Origin of the sequence: Sphingomonas radicis, from assembly GCF_051400635.1 — a bacterium.
GTDB lineage: Bacteria > Pseudomonadota > Alphaproteobacteria > Sphingomonadales > Sphingomonadaceae > Sphingomonas.
Genome location: NZ_JBLFFG010000001.1, coordinates 200,053 through 216,588, shown reverse-complemented (window position 1 = coordinate 216,588; position 16,536 = coordinate 200,053). Strand labels below are relative to the sequence as shown.

The 16,536-nt window shown below is 67.8% G+C and carries 16 protein-coding genes and 1 tRNA gene; 5 read left to right on the top strand and 12 right to left on the bottom strand.

Annotated elements, in window-relative coordinates; all coding sequences use genetic code 11:
* Window positions 1-86 precede the first annotated feature (86 nt).
* Both ACMGDH_RS01015 and ACMGDH_RS01010 read right to left on the bottom strand, forming a co-directional pair.
* Complete coding sequence (locus ACMGDH_RS01015; protein ID WP_436826059.1) at window positions 87-2,309, bottom strand: MMPL family transporter; 2,223 nt, start codon at window positions 2,307-2,309, stop codon at window positions 87-89.
* Window positions 2,310-2,470: 161 nt separating this feature from the next.
* A complete protein-coding gene (locus tag ACMGDH_RS01010; RefSeq protein WP_436826058.1) occupies window positions 2,471-3,361 on the bottom strand; it encodes a LysR family transcriptional regulator in 891 nt (296 codons plus the stop codon).
* 115 nt (window positions 3,362-3,476) lie between these two features.
* Here ACMGDH_RS01010 and ACMGDH_RS01005 point away from each other — a divergent pair, with 115 nt between their 5' ends.
* Complete coding sequence (locus ACMGDH_RS01005) at window positions 3,477-4,028, top strand: nuclear transport factor 2 family protein (protein WP_436826057.1); 552 nt, start codon at window positions 3,477-3,479, stop codon at window positions 4,026-4,028.
* A gap of 178 nt (window positions 4,029-4,206) precedes the next feature.
* On the opposite strand, the gene ACMGDH_RS01000 is transcribed toward ACMGDH_RS01005, so the two are convergent.
* The 5 genes from ACMGDH_RS01000 to ACMGDH_RS00980 form a co-directional block, all read right to left on the bottom strand.
* A tRNA-Arg gene (locus ACMGDH_RS01000) sits at window positions 4,207-4,283 on the bottom strand.
* A gap of 60 nt (window positions 4,284-4,343) precedes the next feature.
* The gene (locus ACMGDH_RS00995) at window positions 4,344-4,724 is read right to left on the bottom strand and encodes a hypothetical protein (protein ID WP_436826056.1); all 381 of its coding nucleotides are present in this window, start codon (window positions 4,722-4,724) and stop codon (window positions 4,344-4,346) included.
* A 4-nt stretch (window positions 4,725-4,728) separates the two neighbouring features.
* Window positions 4,729-5,406: an endonuclease III gene (gene nth / locus ACMGDH_RS00990; RefSeq protein ID WP_436826055.1), complete on the bottom strand. Its 678-nt coding sequence runs from the start codon at window positions 5,404-5,406 to the stop codon at window positions 4,729-4,731.
* On the bottom strand, window positions 5,403-6,131 hold the full coding sequence (dapB, locus tag ACMGDH_RS00985) for a 4-hydroxy-tetrahydrodipicolinate reductase (RefSeq protein WP_436826054.1): 729 nt from the start codon (window positions 6,129-6,131) through the stop codon (window positions 5,403-5,405). The genes nth and dapB overlap by 4 nt, the downstream gene beginning before the upstream one ends.
* Before the next feature lie 40 nt (window positions 6,132-6,171).
* Window positions 6,172-6,525, bottom strand: coding sequence for a hypothetical protein (locus ACMGDH_RS00980; protein ID WP_436826053.1), 354 nt, complete (start codon window positions 6,523-6,525; stop codon window positions 6,172-6,174).
* A 228-nt stretch (window positions 6,526-6,753) separates the two neighbouring features.
* On the opposite strand from ACMGDH_RS00980, the gene ACMGDH_RS00975 reads away from it, so the two are divergent.
* On the top strand, window positions 6,754-7,455 hold the full coding sequence (locus tag ACMGDH_RS00975; protein ID WP_436826052.1) for an NAD-dependent deacylase: 702 nt from the start codon (window positions 6,754-6,756) through the stop codon (window positions 7,453-7,455).
* A 79-nt stretch (window positions 7,456-7,534) separates the two neighbouring features.
* On the opposite strand, the gene era is transcribed toward ACMGDH_RS00975, so the two are convergent.
* From era to lepB, 4 genes are all read right to left on the bottom strand, one after another.
* Window positions 7,535-8,443, bottom strand: a complete 909-nt coding sequence (era, locus tag ACMGDH_RS00970) for a GTPase Era (RefSeq protein WP_436826051.1) — start codon at window positions 8,441-8,443, stop codon at window positions 7,535-7,537.
* Window positions 8,440-8,841: a GIY-YIG nuclease family protein gene (locus ACMGDH_RS00965; protein WP_436826050.1), complete on the bottom strand. Its 402-nt coding sequence runs from the start codon at window positions 8,839-8,841 to the stop codon at window positions 8,440-8,442. Before ACMGDH_RS00965 ends, era begins: the two co-directional genes overlap by 4 nt.
* 203 nt (window positions 8,842-9,044) lie before the next feature.
* The gene (gene rnc, locus ACMGDH_RS00960) at window positions 9,045-9,716 is read right to left on the bottom strand and encodes a ribonuclease III (RefSeq protein ID WP_436827196.1); all 672 of its coding nucleotides are present in this window, start codon (window positions 9,714-9,716) and stop codon (window positions 9,045-9,047) included.
* Window positions 9,713-10,573 carry a signal peptidase I gene (lepB, locus tag ACMGDH_RS00955; RefSeq protein ID WP_436826049.1) on the bottom strand — a complete coding sequence of 287 codons (861 nt, stop codon included), beginning with the start codon at window positions 10,571-10,573 and terminating at the stop codon, window positions 9,713-9,715. The genes rnc and lepB overlap by 4 nt, the downstream gene beginning before the upstream one ends.
* 116 nt (window positions 10,574-10,689) lie before the next feature.
* Between lepB and pgi the strand changes: the two genes are divergently transcribed.
* Together pgi and gorA are read left to right on the top strand one after the other, a co-directional pair.
* The gene (gene pgi / locus ACMGDH_RS00950) at window positions 10,690-12,183 is read left to right on the top strand and encodes a glucose-6-phosphate isomerase (RefSeq protein ID WP_436826048.1); all 1,494 of its coding nucleotides are present in this window, start codon (window positions 10,690-10,692) and stop codon (window positions 12,181-12,183) included.
* 2 nt (window positions 12,184-12,185) lie between these two features.
* The gene (gene gorA, locus ACMGDH_RS00945; RefSeq protein WP_436826047.1) at window positions 12,186-13,532 is read left to right on the top strand and encodes a glutathione-disulfide reductase; all 1,347 of its coding nucleotides are present in this window, start codon (window positions 12,186-12,188) and stop codon (window positions 13,530-13,532) included.
* 13 nt (window positions 13,533-13,545) lie between these two features.
* Here the strand turns inward: gorA and ACMGDH_RS00940 are convergent, their stop codons facing one another.
* A complete protein-coding gene (locus tag ACMGDH_RS00940; RefSeq protein ID WP_436826046.1) occupies window positions 13,546-14,814 on the bottom strand; it encodes a dicarboxylate/amino acid:cation symporter in 1,269 nt (422 codons plus the stop codon).
* Between the two features lie 71 nt (window positions 14,815-14,885).
* Between ACMGDH_RS00940 and glmM the strand changes: the two genes are divergently transcribed.
* On the top strand, window positions 14,886-16,226 hold the full coding sequence (glmM, locus tag ACMGDH_RS00935; protein WP_436826045.1) for a phosphoglucosamine mutase: 1,341 nt from the start codon (window positions 14,886-14,888) through the stop codon (window positions 16,224-16,226).
* Window positions 16,227-16,536 lie beyond the last annotated feature (310 nt).

The window sequence follows — 16,536 nt, the reverse complement described above, 5'->3', positions numbered from 1 at the left end:
CACCAGCTCGGCGGCCCTGCCGAAATTCGGCATCGGGCCGCCCCAACGGCAGTCACCAGCGAGCGCTCTTGCGCAAGCATCGAGAGTCAGACGGCAATGGCATCGCGCGCCGCTTCGCCCTCGCCATCCCCTTCGCTGAGGCCGAGCCGATCGCTGAGCCAGGCCAGGGGACGGGGCGCCCACCAGTTCGCCGTCCCGAGCAGCTGCATCGCCGCGGGGACGATGATCGACCGCACGAGCGTAGCGTCGATCACCACCGAAAGCGTCATGCCGATGCCGAAGGTGATGAGGAAAAGCGACCCTGCGGTGATCCCCATGGTCGCGAGCACGACAATCATCAGGACAGCGGCGCGCGTGATGATGGAGCCGGTCTGCTGCAGGCCGATAGCGATGGCCTGCCGGTTGTCGCCGGTCGCCAGATAGGCCTCGCGGATCCGGCTGACGAGGAACATCTCATAGTCGGTGACCAGTCCGAACGCGATCGTGACGATCAGCCCCAACGTCCAGAGGTCGGTGGTACCGACCACCTGGAAATCGAGCAGGCCGGCAAGCCCACCGAGCTGAAAGGCCCAGACGACGATGCCAAGCGAGGCCGCAAGCGAGAGAAACGCGCACAGCACCGCCTTGACCGGGACCCAGACCGAACGGAACGCAAGGGCGAGCAAGATGAGCGTCACGGCGGCGATGAACCCAAGCGCAAGCGGCAATGCGGCAAGCGTGGCCGCGCTGTTGTCCAGACTGATCGCGGCACCGCCATGACCGCCCACGAGCACGCTGGTCCCGGCAGGGGGCGTCACCGCACGGACGTCACGCACCAGTTGCAAGGGCCCCGGGTCGTCGGCCTCGCCGCGATAGTCGACCTTGATCCAGGTGAGCGCCGGATCGGCCAGGTGCACGCGCGCACCGGCCGCCCCTGGCAGACCGCGCAGGCGCGCGAGGTAGGAATCCAGGCCCTGCCGATCAAGCGTCCCCTGCACGGCGACATCGAGCACCATTCCGGCGGGACCGTGCTTGGGGAACACGCCGCCCGTATAGCCCGCGACGATCTGGCTGTCGCTGTCGGCGGGCAGGTAGCGATGGTTGGTCAGCCCCGGCCGCAGTTCCAGAAGCGGCGCCGCAGCGACCAGCAGCGCGAGGACGCCAAGCACCAGCGAGATGGCGGGGCGCCGGCCGACGAGCCGGGCCAGCCGCGCCCAGCCGCCATTCGCCGGATCGCCGCCGGAGTTGCCGAACCGCGGCAATGGAATCCGCCCGGCATTCACCCGGCGTCCGAGCACGGCGAGCAGGGCGGGAAGCACCACGACTGCCGCAACGATGTTGAGCAGGACCACGCTGATGCCACCGAAAGCGAAGGAATGGGAAATGGGCTGCGGGAACAGGAAGAGCGCGCTCAACCCGCTGATGACGGTCAGGCCCGAAATGGCGACGGTACGCCCGGCGGTGGCCGTGGTCGCGACGACTGCCTCTGCAAGGTCGCCGGCGCGGCGCTCGAGTTCCTCGCGGAACCTGCTGACGATGAATAGCCCATAGTCCACGGCCAGCCCCAGCCCGATCAGCACGACGATCTCCAGCGCGAAGATCGAGATTTCGGTAAAGCCGGTGAGCAGGCGCAGCACGACCAGCGACCCGACGATCACGAATACCCCGAGCGTCACCGGGATCAGTGCTGCCACGAGGCCGCGATAGAACAGGATGAGAAGCACCAGCAGGATCGGCAGGGAGATTGCCTGTGCCGTGGCGAGGTTCGCGGTCGCCTCCCGCTGGAGCTCGAATACGCTGGTCAGCCCGCCGCCCAGGTAGGTCGCGATGCCGTCGTCAGCCCGGATGAGGTGCTGGATCTCGCCATAGGCCCGCATTCGCGCGGTCTCGTCGGCCCCATGCAGGGTGAGCACGGCATAGGTCGCGTGCCGGTCCGGGCTGACCAGCTTGGCGCGTTGTTCGGGCGTAAGGCCGGGGGTCCAATAGCTGACAACCGACATGACCTGCGCAGCAGGGAGCGCGCCCAGCGTCCTCTGGACGGGACCCGCGAAAGCCGGATCGTCGAGCGTGCGCGCGCCGGATTCGTCGTCGAAGACCGCGATGACATCGGGATCGCCGGGACGATGGCCAAAATGCGAATCCAGCAGATCGTTCGCCCTGGTGACTTCGGCGGCCTGGGGTGCGAGCCCGCCCGTGGTCAGCCTGCCGAACACGCCGCTTCCCCAAAGGATCGCGAATGCGAGGAACAAACCGGAGGCGAGAAGCACCGACCATCGGAAGCGAAACGCGAATCGTCCAAGCGTTGAGAACATCGTATCGGTCCCCGACATTTGAGTTGACAATGTCAACCTACGGGTTGGCGGTGTACATTGTCAACCTCAGAGAAGGCGGCGCTGGAGCCCCGTTCGCGCAGAGGATCTGGCGGCATTCGACCGGCACGGCGACACGTGTCAGACGGGAGAGGAGCGTACGATTGCCGCCTTGAGATTGGCTAGCGCGAGGTGCCTTCCGCGGCCGCGTTCGGGACGGCATCCGCCACGAAGGAGAGCATCCGGCGGACCGGAGGGGAGAGGCGATCGCGCCGGTGGGTCATATAGAGCAGTAGCGTGGGTGCGTCCCCTTCGATCGGCACGAGAGTCATGCCGCTGCCCAGCGACGCGAGCGAGGGCGGTACGAAGGCGATACCGATCCCTGCGCTCACGAGCCCAATGATGCTTGGAAACGCCACCACTTCCTGCGCCACGCGCAGGTCGAAACCGGCCCTCCGACAGTGCGCGGCGATATCGTCGAAGATCGCAGGCCCCGCCGCGCGGCGGACCATGATCACCGGCTCCCCGCGAAGCGCGGCGAGCGCGAGGGAGGTACGGGTCGCGAGCCGGTGATCATCGGGCAGCGCGATCGCGAACCGCTCTCTTCCGATCTCGATCGCCTCCAGCGCGGGATCGATTGGCGCGAGACTGGTGAAACCGATATCGATGCCGCCCGATCGCAGCAGGTCCTCCTGCTCGTCGCTCGCCCGCACCTGCACCGCGAGCGCGATATCACGGTGATCGGCATGAAATCGCCGGATCCAGCCAGGGACAGAGCTGCGAAGCGCCGGCGTGCTGAGCGCCAGCGACAGCCTGCCAAGCTGGCCTGCCGCCGCGCGGCGCGCCGCATCGACCGCCTGATCGGCCTGGGCGAGCGTGCTGCGGGCCTCTTCAAGAAACGCCTCACCGGCGGCGGTCAGCGCAACATGAGCACGGCTGCGCGATATCAGTTCGACTCCGACGATGTCCTCGAGGCGCTTGAGCTGCTGGCTGACGGCGGACTGGGTCGCGCGGAGCCGTGATGCCGCACGCCCGAAATGCTGCTCCTCGGCAAGCGCGACAAAGGTTCGCAAATGGCGAAGCTCCATGGAGCCTTATTAGCAGAACTGATCAGAACGACACCAAACTCATGAAAGCGTTGATCAAGCAGCCGGGCTAAATGTGGTCGGTCCACCTAGGGAGCAGCCCATGAACGTCAGGCAATTGCACTCATTCCGCGCAGCGATCGCGATCGGCGCGCTGGCTCTCGCGCCCGGAATCGCGAGCGCACAGTCGGCCGCTGCGCGCAGCTTCCCGCCGATGCCCGAGGCCGAACGCCCCGTATGGAACGTGACCGCGAACGCGCAGACCCGCGCCGTCGCCACGCGCGCCTGGACATTGTTCCGCAAGGCCTGGGAGGAGGGCGATTGGCAGCCCTTTCTCGACATGACCACCGACGACTTCCAGTTCTATTTCCCGCAAGGTGCGTTCGCGGGGCTCCACGAAGGACGAGCCGGGAAGGCGCAGCTGCTCGCCTGGGCTGCCTATCATCGCAAGGCGGGCAACAGGCTGCGCAGCGCCGCAACGCATATCACCATTGCCGGCAACACCGCCGTGTTCGAGACGACCGCGGAGAGCTTGCCGCCGGGCGGGTACCGGAATTTCGAAGCGATCATCTTCGAGGTCCAGGGGGAGCGGGTGCGCGCGCTTCGCGAATATTGGAATGTGCTACAGCCGGGAAGCGACCCAAGCGGCAATTGAGCGCCGACAGGAACCTGGACCGATAGAGAATTCAGCCCTTGCGCTACTTTTCGGACTTAACGGGCGATTCGCGGCGCAACCTGCTTGCAGACGTCCATCGTCGCTCGTGTCACGGCACAGTGAGAATCTGGTGAGAACGATTTTTCGCTCGGCGTTGGTACCTAAGCCATTGAAAACATGGCGCACCCGACAGGATTCGAACCTGTGGCCTCTGCCTTCGGAGGGCAGCGCTCTATCCAGCTGAGCTACGGGTGCCTGGAGGCAGGCGCCTAGCAAAGCCGGAGCGCGCGCGCCAGAGCGTTTGTCGCGTCCGGCTTACTGCTTGGCCAGCGTCACCGGCTGGAACTTGCCCAGCCCGCAGCTCGCGCCGCGCGACAGGTTCGGTTCCTGGAGCACGGTGATGAGGTCGATCGAGCAGAGCTCGGCGCCGCTCGTCTTGTGCGCGAAGCGCTTCTCCGATCCGAGCAGCGGGCACGATCCGTCGAGCGTGTTGCGATAGACCTTGCCGCCGATCGTGTAGAAATCGATCGTCGAATCGTTGCGCACCTCGCTCCGGCGGATGTCGCGCAGCCGGAGGCAGTCGATGGGCTCGCCCGCGGGCGTCGCGGCGGGAACCTGGTTGCGCTTGTCCTGCTCGATCGCGGTGCTGGGCGCGGCGGCGAAGAGCAGGGCGGAAGCGGCTAGCAGCATGCGCATGGCTTCATCCTTCCGAGCGGGCGCCGCGCGGCGGCTTGGGCGTGCCGGGCGGCGGGGTCTTGGGCTTGAACGCACAAAGATCGGCGACGATGCATCGCCAGCACTCGGGGGTCCGCGCCTTGCACGTATACCGCCCGTGCAGGATCAGCCAGTGATGCGCGTGGAGCCGGAAGGGCTGGGGCACGGCCTTCTCCAGCTTCAGCTCCACTTCCAGCGGCGTCTTGCCCCGCGCCAGCCCGGTGCGGTTGCAGACGCGGAAGATGTGCGTGTCCACTGCGAAGGTCTCGCGCCCGAACGCGGAATTGAGGACGACGTTCGCAGTCTTGCGGCCAACGCCCGGAAGCTTCTCCAGTGCCTCGCGATCCGCGGGCACCTCGCCGCCGTGCTCGTCGATCAGCGCCTGGGCGAGCGCGATCACGTTGCGCGCCTTGGTGTTGTAGAAATTGATCGTCCGCAGCCGCTCGCGCAGCGTCTCCTCGCCCAGCGCGACCATCTTCTCGGGCGTGTCGGCCTCGGCGAACAGCCGGCGGGTCGCCTTGTTCACCCCCGCGTCGGTCATCTGCGCCGAAAGCACCACCGCGACCAGCAGCGTGAAGGCATTGCTGTATTCGAGCTCGGTCTCGGGGTGCGGATTGTCCGCCGCGAGCCGCGCGAAAAACTCGACGACGTCGTTCTTCCTCAAATGCCGAGCACCTGGTCCATCGTGTACCGCCCCGGCTTCTGGCCGGCGAGCCACAGTGCCGCGAGGACCGCCCCGCGGGCGAAGATCGCACGGTCGTCGGCGCGGTGGGTGAGTTCGATCCGTTCGCCTTCGGTCGCGAACACCACGGTATGATCGCCCACCACCGATCCGCCGCGCAGGCTGGCGAGGCCGATCGTCCCGGCGGCGCGCGGCCCGGTGAGCCCGGCGCGACCCTCGACCCCGGCTTCGGCGAGCGTGGTGCCGATGCCGCGCGCAGCCGCATCCCCCAGCATCAGCGCGGTGCCCGAGGGCGCATCGGCCTTGTTGCGGTGATGCATCTCGACGATCTCGATGTCCCATTCGGCGCCGAGCCGCGCGGCAGCCTCGCGCACCAGCCGCGCGAGCAGCCCCACGCCGAGCGAGGTGTTGCCGGTCTGGAGCACGGCGATCTCGGCAGCCGCCTCGTCGATCATCGCATGATGCCGGGCGCTGATCCCGGTGGTGCCGACCACGATCGGCTTGCCCGCGCCACGCGCGGCAGCAAGGTGCGCCTCCAGCGCCGCGGGGGCAGAGAAATCGACCAGCACATCGGCCTTGCCGGCAAGCACCGCGGGATCGTCCCCCACGTCGCATCCCCCCGCCACCTGCGCGTCGAGGCTGGGCGCCACGCCCGCGATCGCCTGGCCCATGCGGCCCATGCTTCCGAAGATGCCGATGCTCGTCATGGCGCCCGCTCTGGCACAAGCCGCGCCGCGCCGGAACCGTCTATTTGGCCTCGGGCGCCGGGCCGGTGTCCTTGCGCTTCGTGCCGAGCGGAATCCGGAGCGTCACCATCGCCGAAGGCACGCTGACGCCGCCGACGCCGCGCTGCACCGCCTCGGCCTTCGCAGTGCCGCCGCCGGGCAGCGCAACCTCGGGCCGCAGCGGCTTTTCCTGATAGCGATCGGGCAGCGGGCGGACGCGAAAGGCCGATTGCTCCCGGTCGCCGCAAACAACGATCTCCTCGCCCTGTTGGCCGCAGCCGCGCGCCTGCGTCGCTTGCCCAGCTTCGTCGCCGCCGGGAAACGCATGGGCATGATCCTGAAACGCCGTAGCGGCGAGCAGCGCGAGGGCGATCATCGGCAGATCTCCTGTCCCCGCACATCCAAGCAGGGATTTGCGGCAGCGGCGAGGCAGCGGAGCAGATCCGCGGTGACGGCTCTCGCAATCCTCCCCCGCCAGGGGGAGGTGGCGCCGAAGGTGACGGAGGGGGAGGAAGCACGCTGCTGCCACCTCCCCCTGGCGGGGGAGGATAAAGACCGCTTTCCGTCCTTGGCGGCTGAACGGTACAGCGCCTAAACTCTCCCCATGCACGACATCCGCAACATCGTGATCCTCACCGGCGCGGGCGTCTCGGCCGAGAGCGGCGTCGCCACCTTCCGCGGCCCCGGCGGACTGTGGGAGGGGCACCGCGTCGAGGATGTCTGCACGCCCCGGGCGCTCGCGCGCGACCCCGAGCTGGTCCACCGCTTCTATGACGAGCGCCGTGCCAAGCTCGCGACCGTCCAGCCCAACGCGGCACACCTCGCGCTCGCGCGGCTCGACGCCGAATGGCCGGGCCAGCTGCTACTCGTCACCCAGAATGTGGATGATCTGCATGATCGCGCCGGATCGACGCGGCTCGTCCATATGCACGGCGAGCTGAAGTCCGCGCTGTGCGCCGCATGCGGCGTCCGCGAGCGCTGGGATGCGCCGCTGCCGCCCGCCACCGAATGCCCCAATTGCGGCACCCCGGCGCTGCGGCCCGACATCGTGTTCTTCGGCGAGATGCCGTACCATATGGAGGCGATCGAGCAGGCGCTGGCCGAGGCGGATCTGTTCGTCTCGATCGGCACCTCGGGCGCGGTCTATCCGGCCGCAGGCTTCGTCCGCACTGCGCGCTACCATGGCGCGACGACGCTCGAGCTCAATCTCGACCCTTCCGAAGGCAGCCTGTGGTTCGGCGAGAGCCGGATGGGCCCGGCGGGCGAGCTCGTGCCGGCATGGGTGGAGGAAATGCTGGGGAGCTAGAGAGCCTCGGGCTCGAACCAAACCTCCGTTCGCCCTGAGCTTGGCTCAGGGCGAACGGAGAGAGAGCGGCCACTTCCCCTCAGTCCACCCAGTCCAGCCCGATCTCGCGGTAGAGCGACCGGTCCTCCTCCCATTTGGGATTGACCTTGACGTGCAGATACAGGTGCACGGGCACCCCCATGATCCGGGACAATTCGGCGCGGGCGCGGGCGCCGATCTCCTTGATCCGGCTGCCGCCCTTGCCCAGCACGATCGCGCGCTGCGTCTCGCGCGCCACCAGTATCTGCTGGTGGATCTCGACAGAGCCGTCCGCACGCTCCGAATATTTCTCGGTATCGACTGCGCTCGCATAAGGCAGCTCGGCGTGGAGCTGGAGGTAGAGCTGCTCGCGCGTCACTTCGGCGGCGATCATCCGCTCGGTCGCATCGGAAACTTGGTCCTCGGGGAAGTGCCACGGCCCCGCGGGCATGCGCGCGGCGAGCGCGGCCTTGAGCTCGGGAACCCCGTCGCCGGTCTGCGCCGAGACGAAATAGGTCTCGTCGAAGCGCAGCGCCTCGTTGAGCTTGGCGGCGTGGCTTAGCAGCCGCGGCTTGTCCGCCACGTCCACCTTGTTGAGGATCAGGATCTTGGGCTCGGGCCGCCCGGCCAGGCTCTCGATGATCTGCTGGACCTTGGGGCCGATCCCGCCCTTGCCGTCGACCACCAGCGCGATCAGATCGGCGCCCTCGGCGCCTTCCCAGGCCGCGGCGACCATCGCGCGGTCGAGCCGGCGTTCCGGCGTGAAGATGCCGGGCGTGTCGACCAGCAGCAGCTGCGTGCCGCCCTCGATCGCGATCCCCATCAGCCGCGCGCGCGTGGTCTGCGCCTTGGGGCTGACGATCGCGACTTTCTGGCCGACGAGCGCATTGACGAGCGTCGACTTGCCCGCATTGGGCGCGCCGACCACGGCAACCAGGCCGCAGTGTGGGGTGGGAAGGGGTTCGGTCATAGGTCCTTGGGTTCGGTAGAGCGCCCTTCGACAAGCTCAGGGCGAACGGAATTCGGGATTGGCACCGGCGCCACCAAATCCGTTCGCCCTGAGCTTGTCGAAGGGCGGTGTCGATCTTGGCGATTGCGCGCGAGAATCGAGAGCCGTTCCCAATCGCCCGCGATCAGTGCCTCTTTTTTGGCGCGACTCCAACCCTTGATGCGCCATTCCGCAGCCAGTGCCTCGTCGCGGGTGCCGAACATATCGCACCATTTGAGCGCGACCGGGAGTCGCTTGTAGGTGTGGCAGGTCGGAAAGCTTCCTCGCTGGTGCTGGGCGAGCCGGACCTCCATGTCCTCGGTGTGCCCGGTGTAGTAGCTGCCATCGCGGCATTGGAGGATATAGGCATAGAAGCTCATGGTTCGGCCTCCGTCTCACCTTCGTTTGGCCTTTCAGCCTGATGCAGAAGCGGCGCTTCGACAAGCTCAGCGCGAACGGAGAGAGGGCCTCGCATCATCACCGCTCGCCCTGAGCTTATCGAAGGGCGCATTCCCGCGGCCGGCAATTTCCCGCTAGAACCCGTTCGCCCTGAGCCTGTCGAAGGGCGGAGCCCCACGGCGGGTTACTTCGCCAGTTTCCCCAGCAGCGCCGCAGCCGCCGCGGTTTCGGCTTCCTGCTTGTTCGCGCCTTCGGCGGTGGCGTCGGCGAGCTTGCCGATGCTGACCTTCACCGTGAAGCGCGGCGCATGGTTGGGCCCCGAACGGTCGATCACTTCATATTCGGGCGGCCGCCGGTTGTTCGCCGCCGCCCATTCCTGGAGTGCGGACTTGGGGTGCCGCGGCGCCACCGCATGCGCCTCGATCCGCGTGGCCCAGGCCTTGCGGATGAAGCCGCGCACCGCCTCCAGCCCGAACTCCAGATAGAAGGCGCCGATCAGCGCCTCCATCGCGTCGCCCAGCACATTGTCGCTGTCCGCCGCGCCGTCCTCGCGCGCCTGCTTGCCGAGCTTCAGGTGCACCGCAAGCCCGATTTCGCGCGCCACGCCCGCGCACACCGGCCCGGTCACCAGCGCGTTGAGCCGGCGCGAGAGAGCACCCTCCGGCTCCTCGGCGAAGCGCTCGAACAGCCATTCGGCGATCGCGAGACCCAGCACCCGATCGCCCAGGAATTCCAGCCGTTCGTAATTGGCGGCAGCCTGGCTGCCATGCGTCAGCGCGCGTTGATAGGGGGCAAGGTCCGCGGGCGCGCGGCCGAAGGTGTCAGTGATCCAGCCCCCCAGATCGCGGGCGCTCAGAAGCCTTCTCCCAGCCGGCTCCAGCGCGCCGCGGTGAACCAGGTCCAGGGCAGGAACCAGTTGGCGCTGCCGTCGGTCGACCAGAAGGTGACCACGGCCTTGCCCTCCAGATTCTCCAGCGGCACGAACTCGATCCCGCCCTCGGCGTGGCTGAAGCGGCTGTCGGTCGAATTGTCGCGGTTGTCGCCCATCAGGAACACATGGCCCGCGGGCACGGTGTAGATACCGGTATTGTCCCGCGGGAACAGGCCCTGGTCGAGCACTTCATAGCTCTTGCCGCCCGGCAGCGTCTCGCGGAAGCGCGGGATGCTGCACACCATGTTGCCCTGCGCATCGATGCTCTGGAAGTTCGGCTGGCAGCGCGTGAAGTTGGGGCTCATCGGCAGCGTGAAATTGGCGATCTGCTGCTTCGGCACCGGCTTGCCGTTCAGCACCAACTGGCCGCTCACCATCTGCAGCGTGTCGCCGGGCAGGCCGATCACGCGCTTGATCCAGTCGGTATCGTCGCTGGGGGGCGCCTTGAACACCACCACGTCGCCGCGATCGGGCGTGCCGGGGAAGATGCGGCCGGGGATCAGCGGCAGGCTGAACGGAAGCGAATGCTTCGAATAGCCGTAGTTCCACTTGGTGATGAACAGATAGTCGCCGATCAGCAGCCGCGGCAGCATCGATTCCGACGGGATGCTGAAGGGCGAGAAGATGAAGCTGCGCACCACGAACACGATCAGCGCGAGCTTGACCAGGAAGGAGGCGAGGTCGCGCCATTCCGACTTGGGCTTCTCGGCCTTGGTTCCTACCGAATAGGGCTTGGGAGCGTCGGCGGGCTTTTCGGGCTCGGCGTGGGGCACGTTATCCATGGCGCCTGCTCTGCTTGGGCCGAGAGGTGGCGTCAAGCCGATGAATCCGGGTGGCAGGCTTCCCCTTGGGGCGATAGGGGCTGTGCGCACACGCCTGCCCGTAACGGAGATCAACAATGGCCCTGCCCGACTGGACCCCGATCCGCGCGCTTCCGCGCACCCCGCTCAAGCAGCTCTTCGAAGGCGCCGATCGCGTCGCTTCGCTCTCGGTGGATGTCGCGGGAATCCATTTCGACTGGTCCAAGACGCATCTGACGGCCGATGCCGTGTCGGCCTTCGCCGCGCTGGCCGATTCGATGGGGCTCGCTGCCAAGCGCGACGCGCTGTTCGCAGGCGAGGCGATCAACGTCACCGAGGGCCGCGCCGCCGAGCACAGTGCCGAGCGCGGCGAAGGTTCACCCGAGAGCGTGGCGCGTGCACGCGGCTTCCATGCCCGGATGCGCGCGCTGATCGACGCGATCGAGGCCGAGGCGCTGGGGCCGGTGCGCCACGTGCTCCACATCGGCATCGGCGGTTCGGCACTGGGGCCGGACGTGCTGGTCGACGCGCTGGGCCGCGACGCCGATCGCTACGACGTGGCGATCGTCTCCAACGTCGACGGCGCCGCGCTCGACGAGGCGCTCGACCGGTTCGATCCGCAGACCACGCTGATCGCCGTCGCGTCCAAGACCTTCACCACCACCGAGACGATGCTCAACGCCGAGAGCGCGCTCGCCTGGATGGCCGCGGGCGGCGTCGCCGATCCCTATGGCCGCGTGGTCGCGCTCACCGCGGCGCCCGAAAAGGCCATCGAATGGGGCGTCGACGAGACGCGCGTGCTGCCGTTCGCGGAATCCGTCGGCGGCCGTTATTCGCTCTGGTCGTCGATCGGCTTCCCCGCGGCGCTGGCGCTCGGCTGGCAGGCGTTCGAGGAGCTGCTCGAAGGCGCCGCCGAGATGGACCGCCACTTCCGCCTCGCCCCGCTCGCGCAGAACGCGCCCGTGCTCGCCGCCTTCGCCGACCTCTATTACAGCCAGGCGCTCGGCTGCGAGACCCGCGCTACCTTCGCTTATGACGAGCGGCTCCGCCTGCTGCCGAGCTACCTCCAGCAGCTCGAGATGGAATCGAACGGCAAGCGCGTGACTGCCGAGGGGCAGCTGGTCGACTGGCCGACTGCGCCGATCACCTGGGGCGGCGTCGGCACCGATGCGCAGCACGCGGTGTTCCAGCTCCTCCACCAGGGCACGCGGCTCGTTCCGGTCGAGTTCGTCGGCGTGATCGAGGCCGGCGACGGCCAGGTCGATCTGCATCACCGCCAGCTGCTGCTCAACATGCTCGCGCAGGGCGCCGCGCTGATGGCCGGACGCGATGCCGACGACAAGGCGCGCGCCTATCCCGGCGACCGCCCGTCCTCGACTCTACTGCTCGACAGGCTCGATCCCCGCACGCTCGGCGCGCTGCTCGCCTTCTACGAGCAGCGGACCTTCGTGAATGCGGTGCTGCTCGGCATCAACCCGTTCGACCAGTTCGGCGTCGAGCTCGGCAAGGAAATGGCCAAGGCCGCGGATACTGGTGGGCTGGACTTCGATGCTTCCACCACCGATCTGATCCGCAGGGCTTTCGGAGAATAGACTTGGCCGATTTCGACTACGACCTCTTCGTCATCGGCGCCGGATCGGGCGGGGTGCGCGCCGCGCGCGTCTCCGCCGGCTATGGCGCCAGGGTGGCGATCGCCGAGGAATATCGCGTCGGCGGCACCTGCGTGATCCGCGGCTGCGTGCCCAAGAAGCTGCTCGTCTACGGCGCGCATTTCGCCGAGGACCTCAAGGACGCGCGCCGCTTCGGCTGGAACGTGCCCGATTGCAGCTTCGACTGGGCGACGCTGCGCGACAACGTCCTCGCCGACGTCGATCGCCTCAACGGCCTCTACACCCAGGGACTCCAGAACGCCGGCGCCGAGATCATCCTCGAACGCGCGACGGTGAGCGGCCCCAACGAAGTCACGCTCGCCAGCGGTCGCAAGATCACCGCCAAATACATATTGATCGCCACCGGCGCCCACCCTCACATTCCCGAATCCCCGGGGTGCGAGCACGGCATCACTTCGAACGAGGTCTTCCACCTCGAAGCCTTGCCCCGCCGCGTGATGATCGCGGGCGGCGGCTATATCGCCAACGAGTTCGCCGGCATCTTCAACGAGTTCGGCTCGAAGGTCACCCTGGTCAACCGCACCGACGTGATCCTGCGCGGCTATGACCAGTCGATCCGCGACCGGCTGCTCCAGATCTCGATGACCAAGGGTATCGACTTTCGCTTCCACGCGAGCTTCGAGAAGGTCGAGAAGCAGGACGACGGCACGCTCCGCGTCCACCTGACCGGGCAGGACCCGATGGACGTCGACTGCCTGATCTTCGCCACCGGCCGCGTGCCCAATTCCAGTGGGCTGGGGCTGGAGGAAGTGGGTGTGGCGCTCGATGCCAAGGGCGCAGTGCAGGTCGATGCCGACAACCGTACCGCAGTCGACAGCATCTACGCCGTGGGCGACGTCACCAACCGCATCCAGCTCACCCCCGTCGCGATCCGCGAGGGCCAGGCCTTCGCCGACACGGTGTTCGGCGGCAAGCCGCACCAGGTCGATTACAGCTGCGTGCCGAGCGCGGTGTTCAGCCACCCGCCGATGGCGGGCGTGGGCATGACCGAGGGCGAGGCGCGCAACAAGCTCGGCTCGATCAAGGTCTACACTTCGGATTTCCGCGCGATGAAGAACGTCCTCGCCGGCCGCAACGAGCGCGCGCTCTACAAGATGATCTGCGACGGCGTGACCGGCCGCGTGGTGGGCCTTCACATGATCGGCCCCGACGCGCCCGAGATCCTCCAGGCCGCGGCAATCGCGGTCAAGGCCGGGCTCACCAAGGACGATTTCGACCGTACCGTCGCGCTCCACCCCAGCATGGCCGAGGAGCTGGTGCTGCTGAAGTAATGGGTGAGGGCGCCTATTCGCGCTCGGCGAGCATCGCGTCCGCCTCGTCCAACGGCACTTTGCCGGTGCGTCGCGAGAGCCAGGCGGTGGCGGCAACGTCCCAGGTCACGTTGCCCACGGTGCGCATGATGTCGGGGAGAGTCTCGACCGCGACGAGCAGGCCCAGGGGTGCCACCGGCGCGCCGAGCGTCGAGGCGACTGGCGCGATCGCGCTGATATAGCTCACCGTCCCCGGCAGGCTGACCGATCCGAGGGAGGTCAGCATTGCCACGATCGTGCCCAGCGCCAGCGTTGCCGGCGTGAGAGGCACGTCGAACCATGCGGCGATGTAGATCGCGACCGCGAAATTCATCGCTGGTCCGGTCGCGCGCAGGATCGCCACGGCCAGGGGCAGCGTGACGCCCGAGACGGCCACCGGCACGCCGATCTTGCTCGACCCCTCGACCATCACCGGCAACGTCGCGAGCGAAGACTGGGTGCTGATCGCAACCGCCTGGCTGGGGAGCACGGCGCGCGCGAAACGCAGGAAGCGCAGCCGGCCGCCGATCACCGCGGCGGGATAGGCGAACAGCGACACCGCAAGCCCCACCGCGGAGACGATGAGGATATAGTGAAACAGCGCGCCGAACGCTCCGGTGCCCGCCTTGGCGCCTACGACAAAGGCGAGCGCGAACACGCCTACCGGGCCGACCCACAATACCCAGTCGATCACCACCAGCATCACGTCGCGCAGCGCTATGAAGAAGCCGGTCATCGTCTTGCGCATGGCATCGTCGACGCGGGTGAGCGCAAAGGCGAAGATCAGCGCGAAGATGATGAGCGACAGGAATGCATTGTCCGCAGCGGCCTTGACGATGTTGGCCGGAATGATCGCCGCCAGGAATTCGCCCATCGGCGGCATCGGGCCGATCTGCCCGGCACCGGTGAGCGCCGCGCGCAGGTTCGCCGCCGATTCCTGCGGCAGCGGAAACAGCTGGAGGAACAGCGGCGTCAGCAGCGCCGCCGCTACCGCCGACAGGAACATCAGCACGCTGTAGAGCGCAATCGCGCGCCCCGCGAGACGGCCGGCCTGCGCGGCCTCGGTCGTCGCGGCAACCCCGGTGATCAGCAGGGCGACGACCAGCGGCACGATCGTCATCTGCAGGCCGTTGAGCCATGCCTGGCCGATCGGCTGCGCGACATCCGCCGCGGCAAGGGCGGCGGCGGGCGCATAGGCGGCGAGCAGTGCGCCGATGGCAAGGCCGACGACTAGCGACAACAGGATGCGGGTAGGTTGCGACATGCTCGCCCTTTGTAGTTTTGGCCGCTATCAGTGCGGGTTCGAAACGCCACAAGGGCGCGAACAGGCAAGGCATGGCAAGAAAATATTTCGGCACCGACGGAATCCGGGGCACGACCAACCTCGGTGCGATGACCGCGGCGATGGCGATGAAGGTGGGAATGGCGGCGGGCGCGCACTTCCGCCGCGGCAGTCACCGCCACCGCGTGGTGATCGGCAAGGATACGCGCCTGTCGGGCTATATGCTCGAAAATGCGATGGTCGCGGGCTTCACCAGCGTCGGCATGGATGTGGTGCTGGTCGGGCCGATGCCCACCCCGGCGGTGGCGATGCTCACCCATTCGATGCGCGCCGATCTGGGCGTGATGATCTCCGCCAGTCACAATCCCTTCGCCGACAATGGCATCAAGCTGTTCGGGCCCGACGGCTACAAGCTTTCCGACGAGGATGAGCTGGCGATCGAGGCGCTGATCGACGGCGACGTGGCGCTCGCCTCCTCGGGCGACATCGGCCGCGCGCGCCGCGTCGAGGACGCGCGCGGGCGCTACATCCACTTCGCCAAGGCCACTTTCCCCGAGGAGCTGACGCTCGACGGGCTAAAGGTGGTGATCGATTGCGCGAACGGCGCCGCCTATCAGGTCGCCCCCGCCGCGCTTTGGGAGCTGGGCGCGCAGGTGATCGCGATCGGCGTCACCCCTAACGGCAAGAACATCAACGACGGCGTCGGCTCCACCGCGCCCGATACGCTGAGCGAGACGGTGGTCGCCTCGGGCGCGCACATCGGCATCGCGCTCGACGGCGATGCCGATCGGCTGATCGTCGTCGACGAGACCGGCCATGTCGTCGACGGCGACCAGCTGATGGCGCTGATCGCCACCGGCTGGGCGCGCCAGGGGCGGCTCGCGGGCGGCGGGCTGGTCTCCACCGTCATGTCCAACCTCGGGCTCGAGCGGCATCTCGCCGCGCAGGGCCTCGGGCTGGTGCGCACCAAGGTCGGCGACCGCTATGTGCTCGAGAAGATGCGCGCCTCGGGCTACAATGTCGGCGGCGAGCAGAGCGGCCACATCATCCTCTCCGATTATGCCACCACCGGCGACGGGCTGGTCGCCGCGCTCCAGGTGCTCGCCGAGATCGTCCGCGCCGGCGCGCCCGCCAGCGAAGTGCTTCGCCGCTTCGAGCCGCTGCCCCAGATCCTCAAGAACGTGCGGTTCAAGGGCGGCAAGCCGCTCGACGCGCCCGCGGTGCAGGAAGTGATCGCCGCCGCCGAAGCCGAGCTCGACGGCAAGGGCAGGCTGGTGATCCGCCCCTCGGGCACCGAGCCGGTGATCCGCGTCATGGCCGAAGGCGACGACCGCGGCCAGGTAGAAGCGCTGGTCGACCGCGTCTGCGACGCCGTCCGCGCGGCCGCGGCCTAACTTCAATCCTTCCCCGCCAGGGGGAGGTGGCGCGCGAAGCGCGACGGAGGGGGAGGTAAGCGTCTCACTCCCCGTCGTGCTTCCGCCCCTCCGACAGCCTTCGGCTGCCACCTCCCCCGCCAGGGTAGGGCTATCGCATATGGAATATGTTGCCGGTGCGGGGACGGGGTTTGGCAAAATCTCCGTTCGTCCTGAGCTTGTCGAAGGACCTCCTTCGCTTCCGGCCGGGCGCCGGCAGCGAGGGAAAGGGCCCTTCGACAAGCTCAGGGCAAACGGAATTTCCGTATGCGATAGCCCTGCCCTGCCCTGG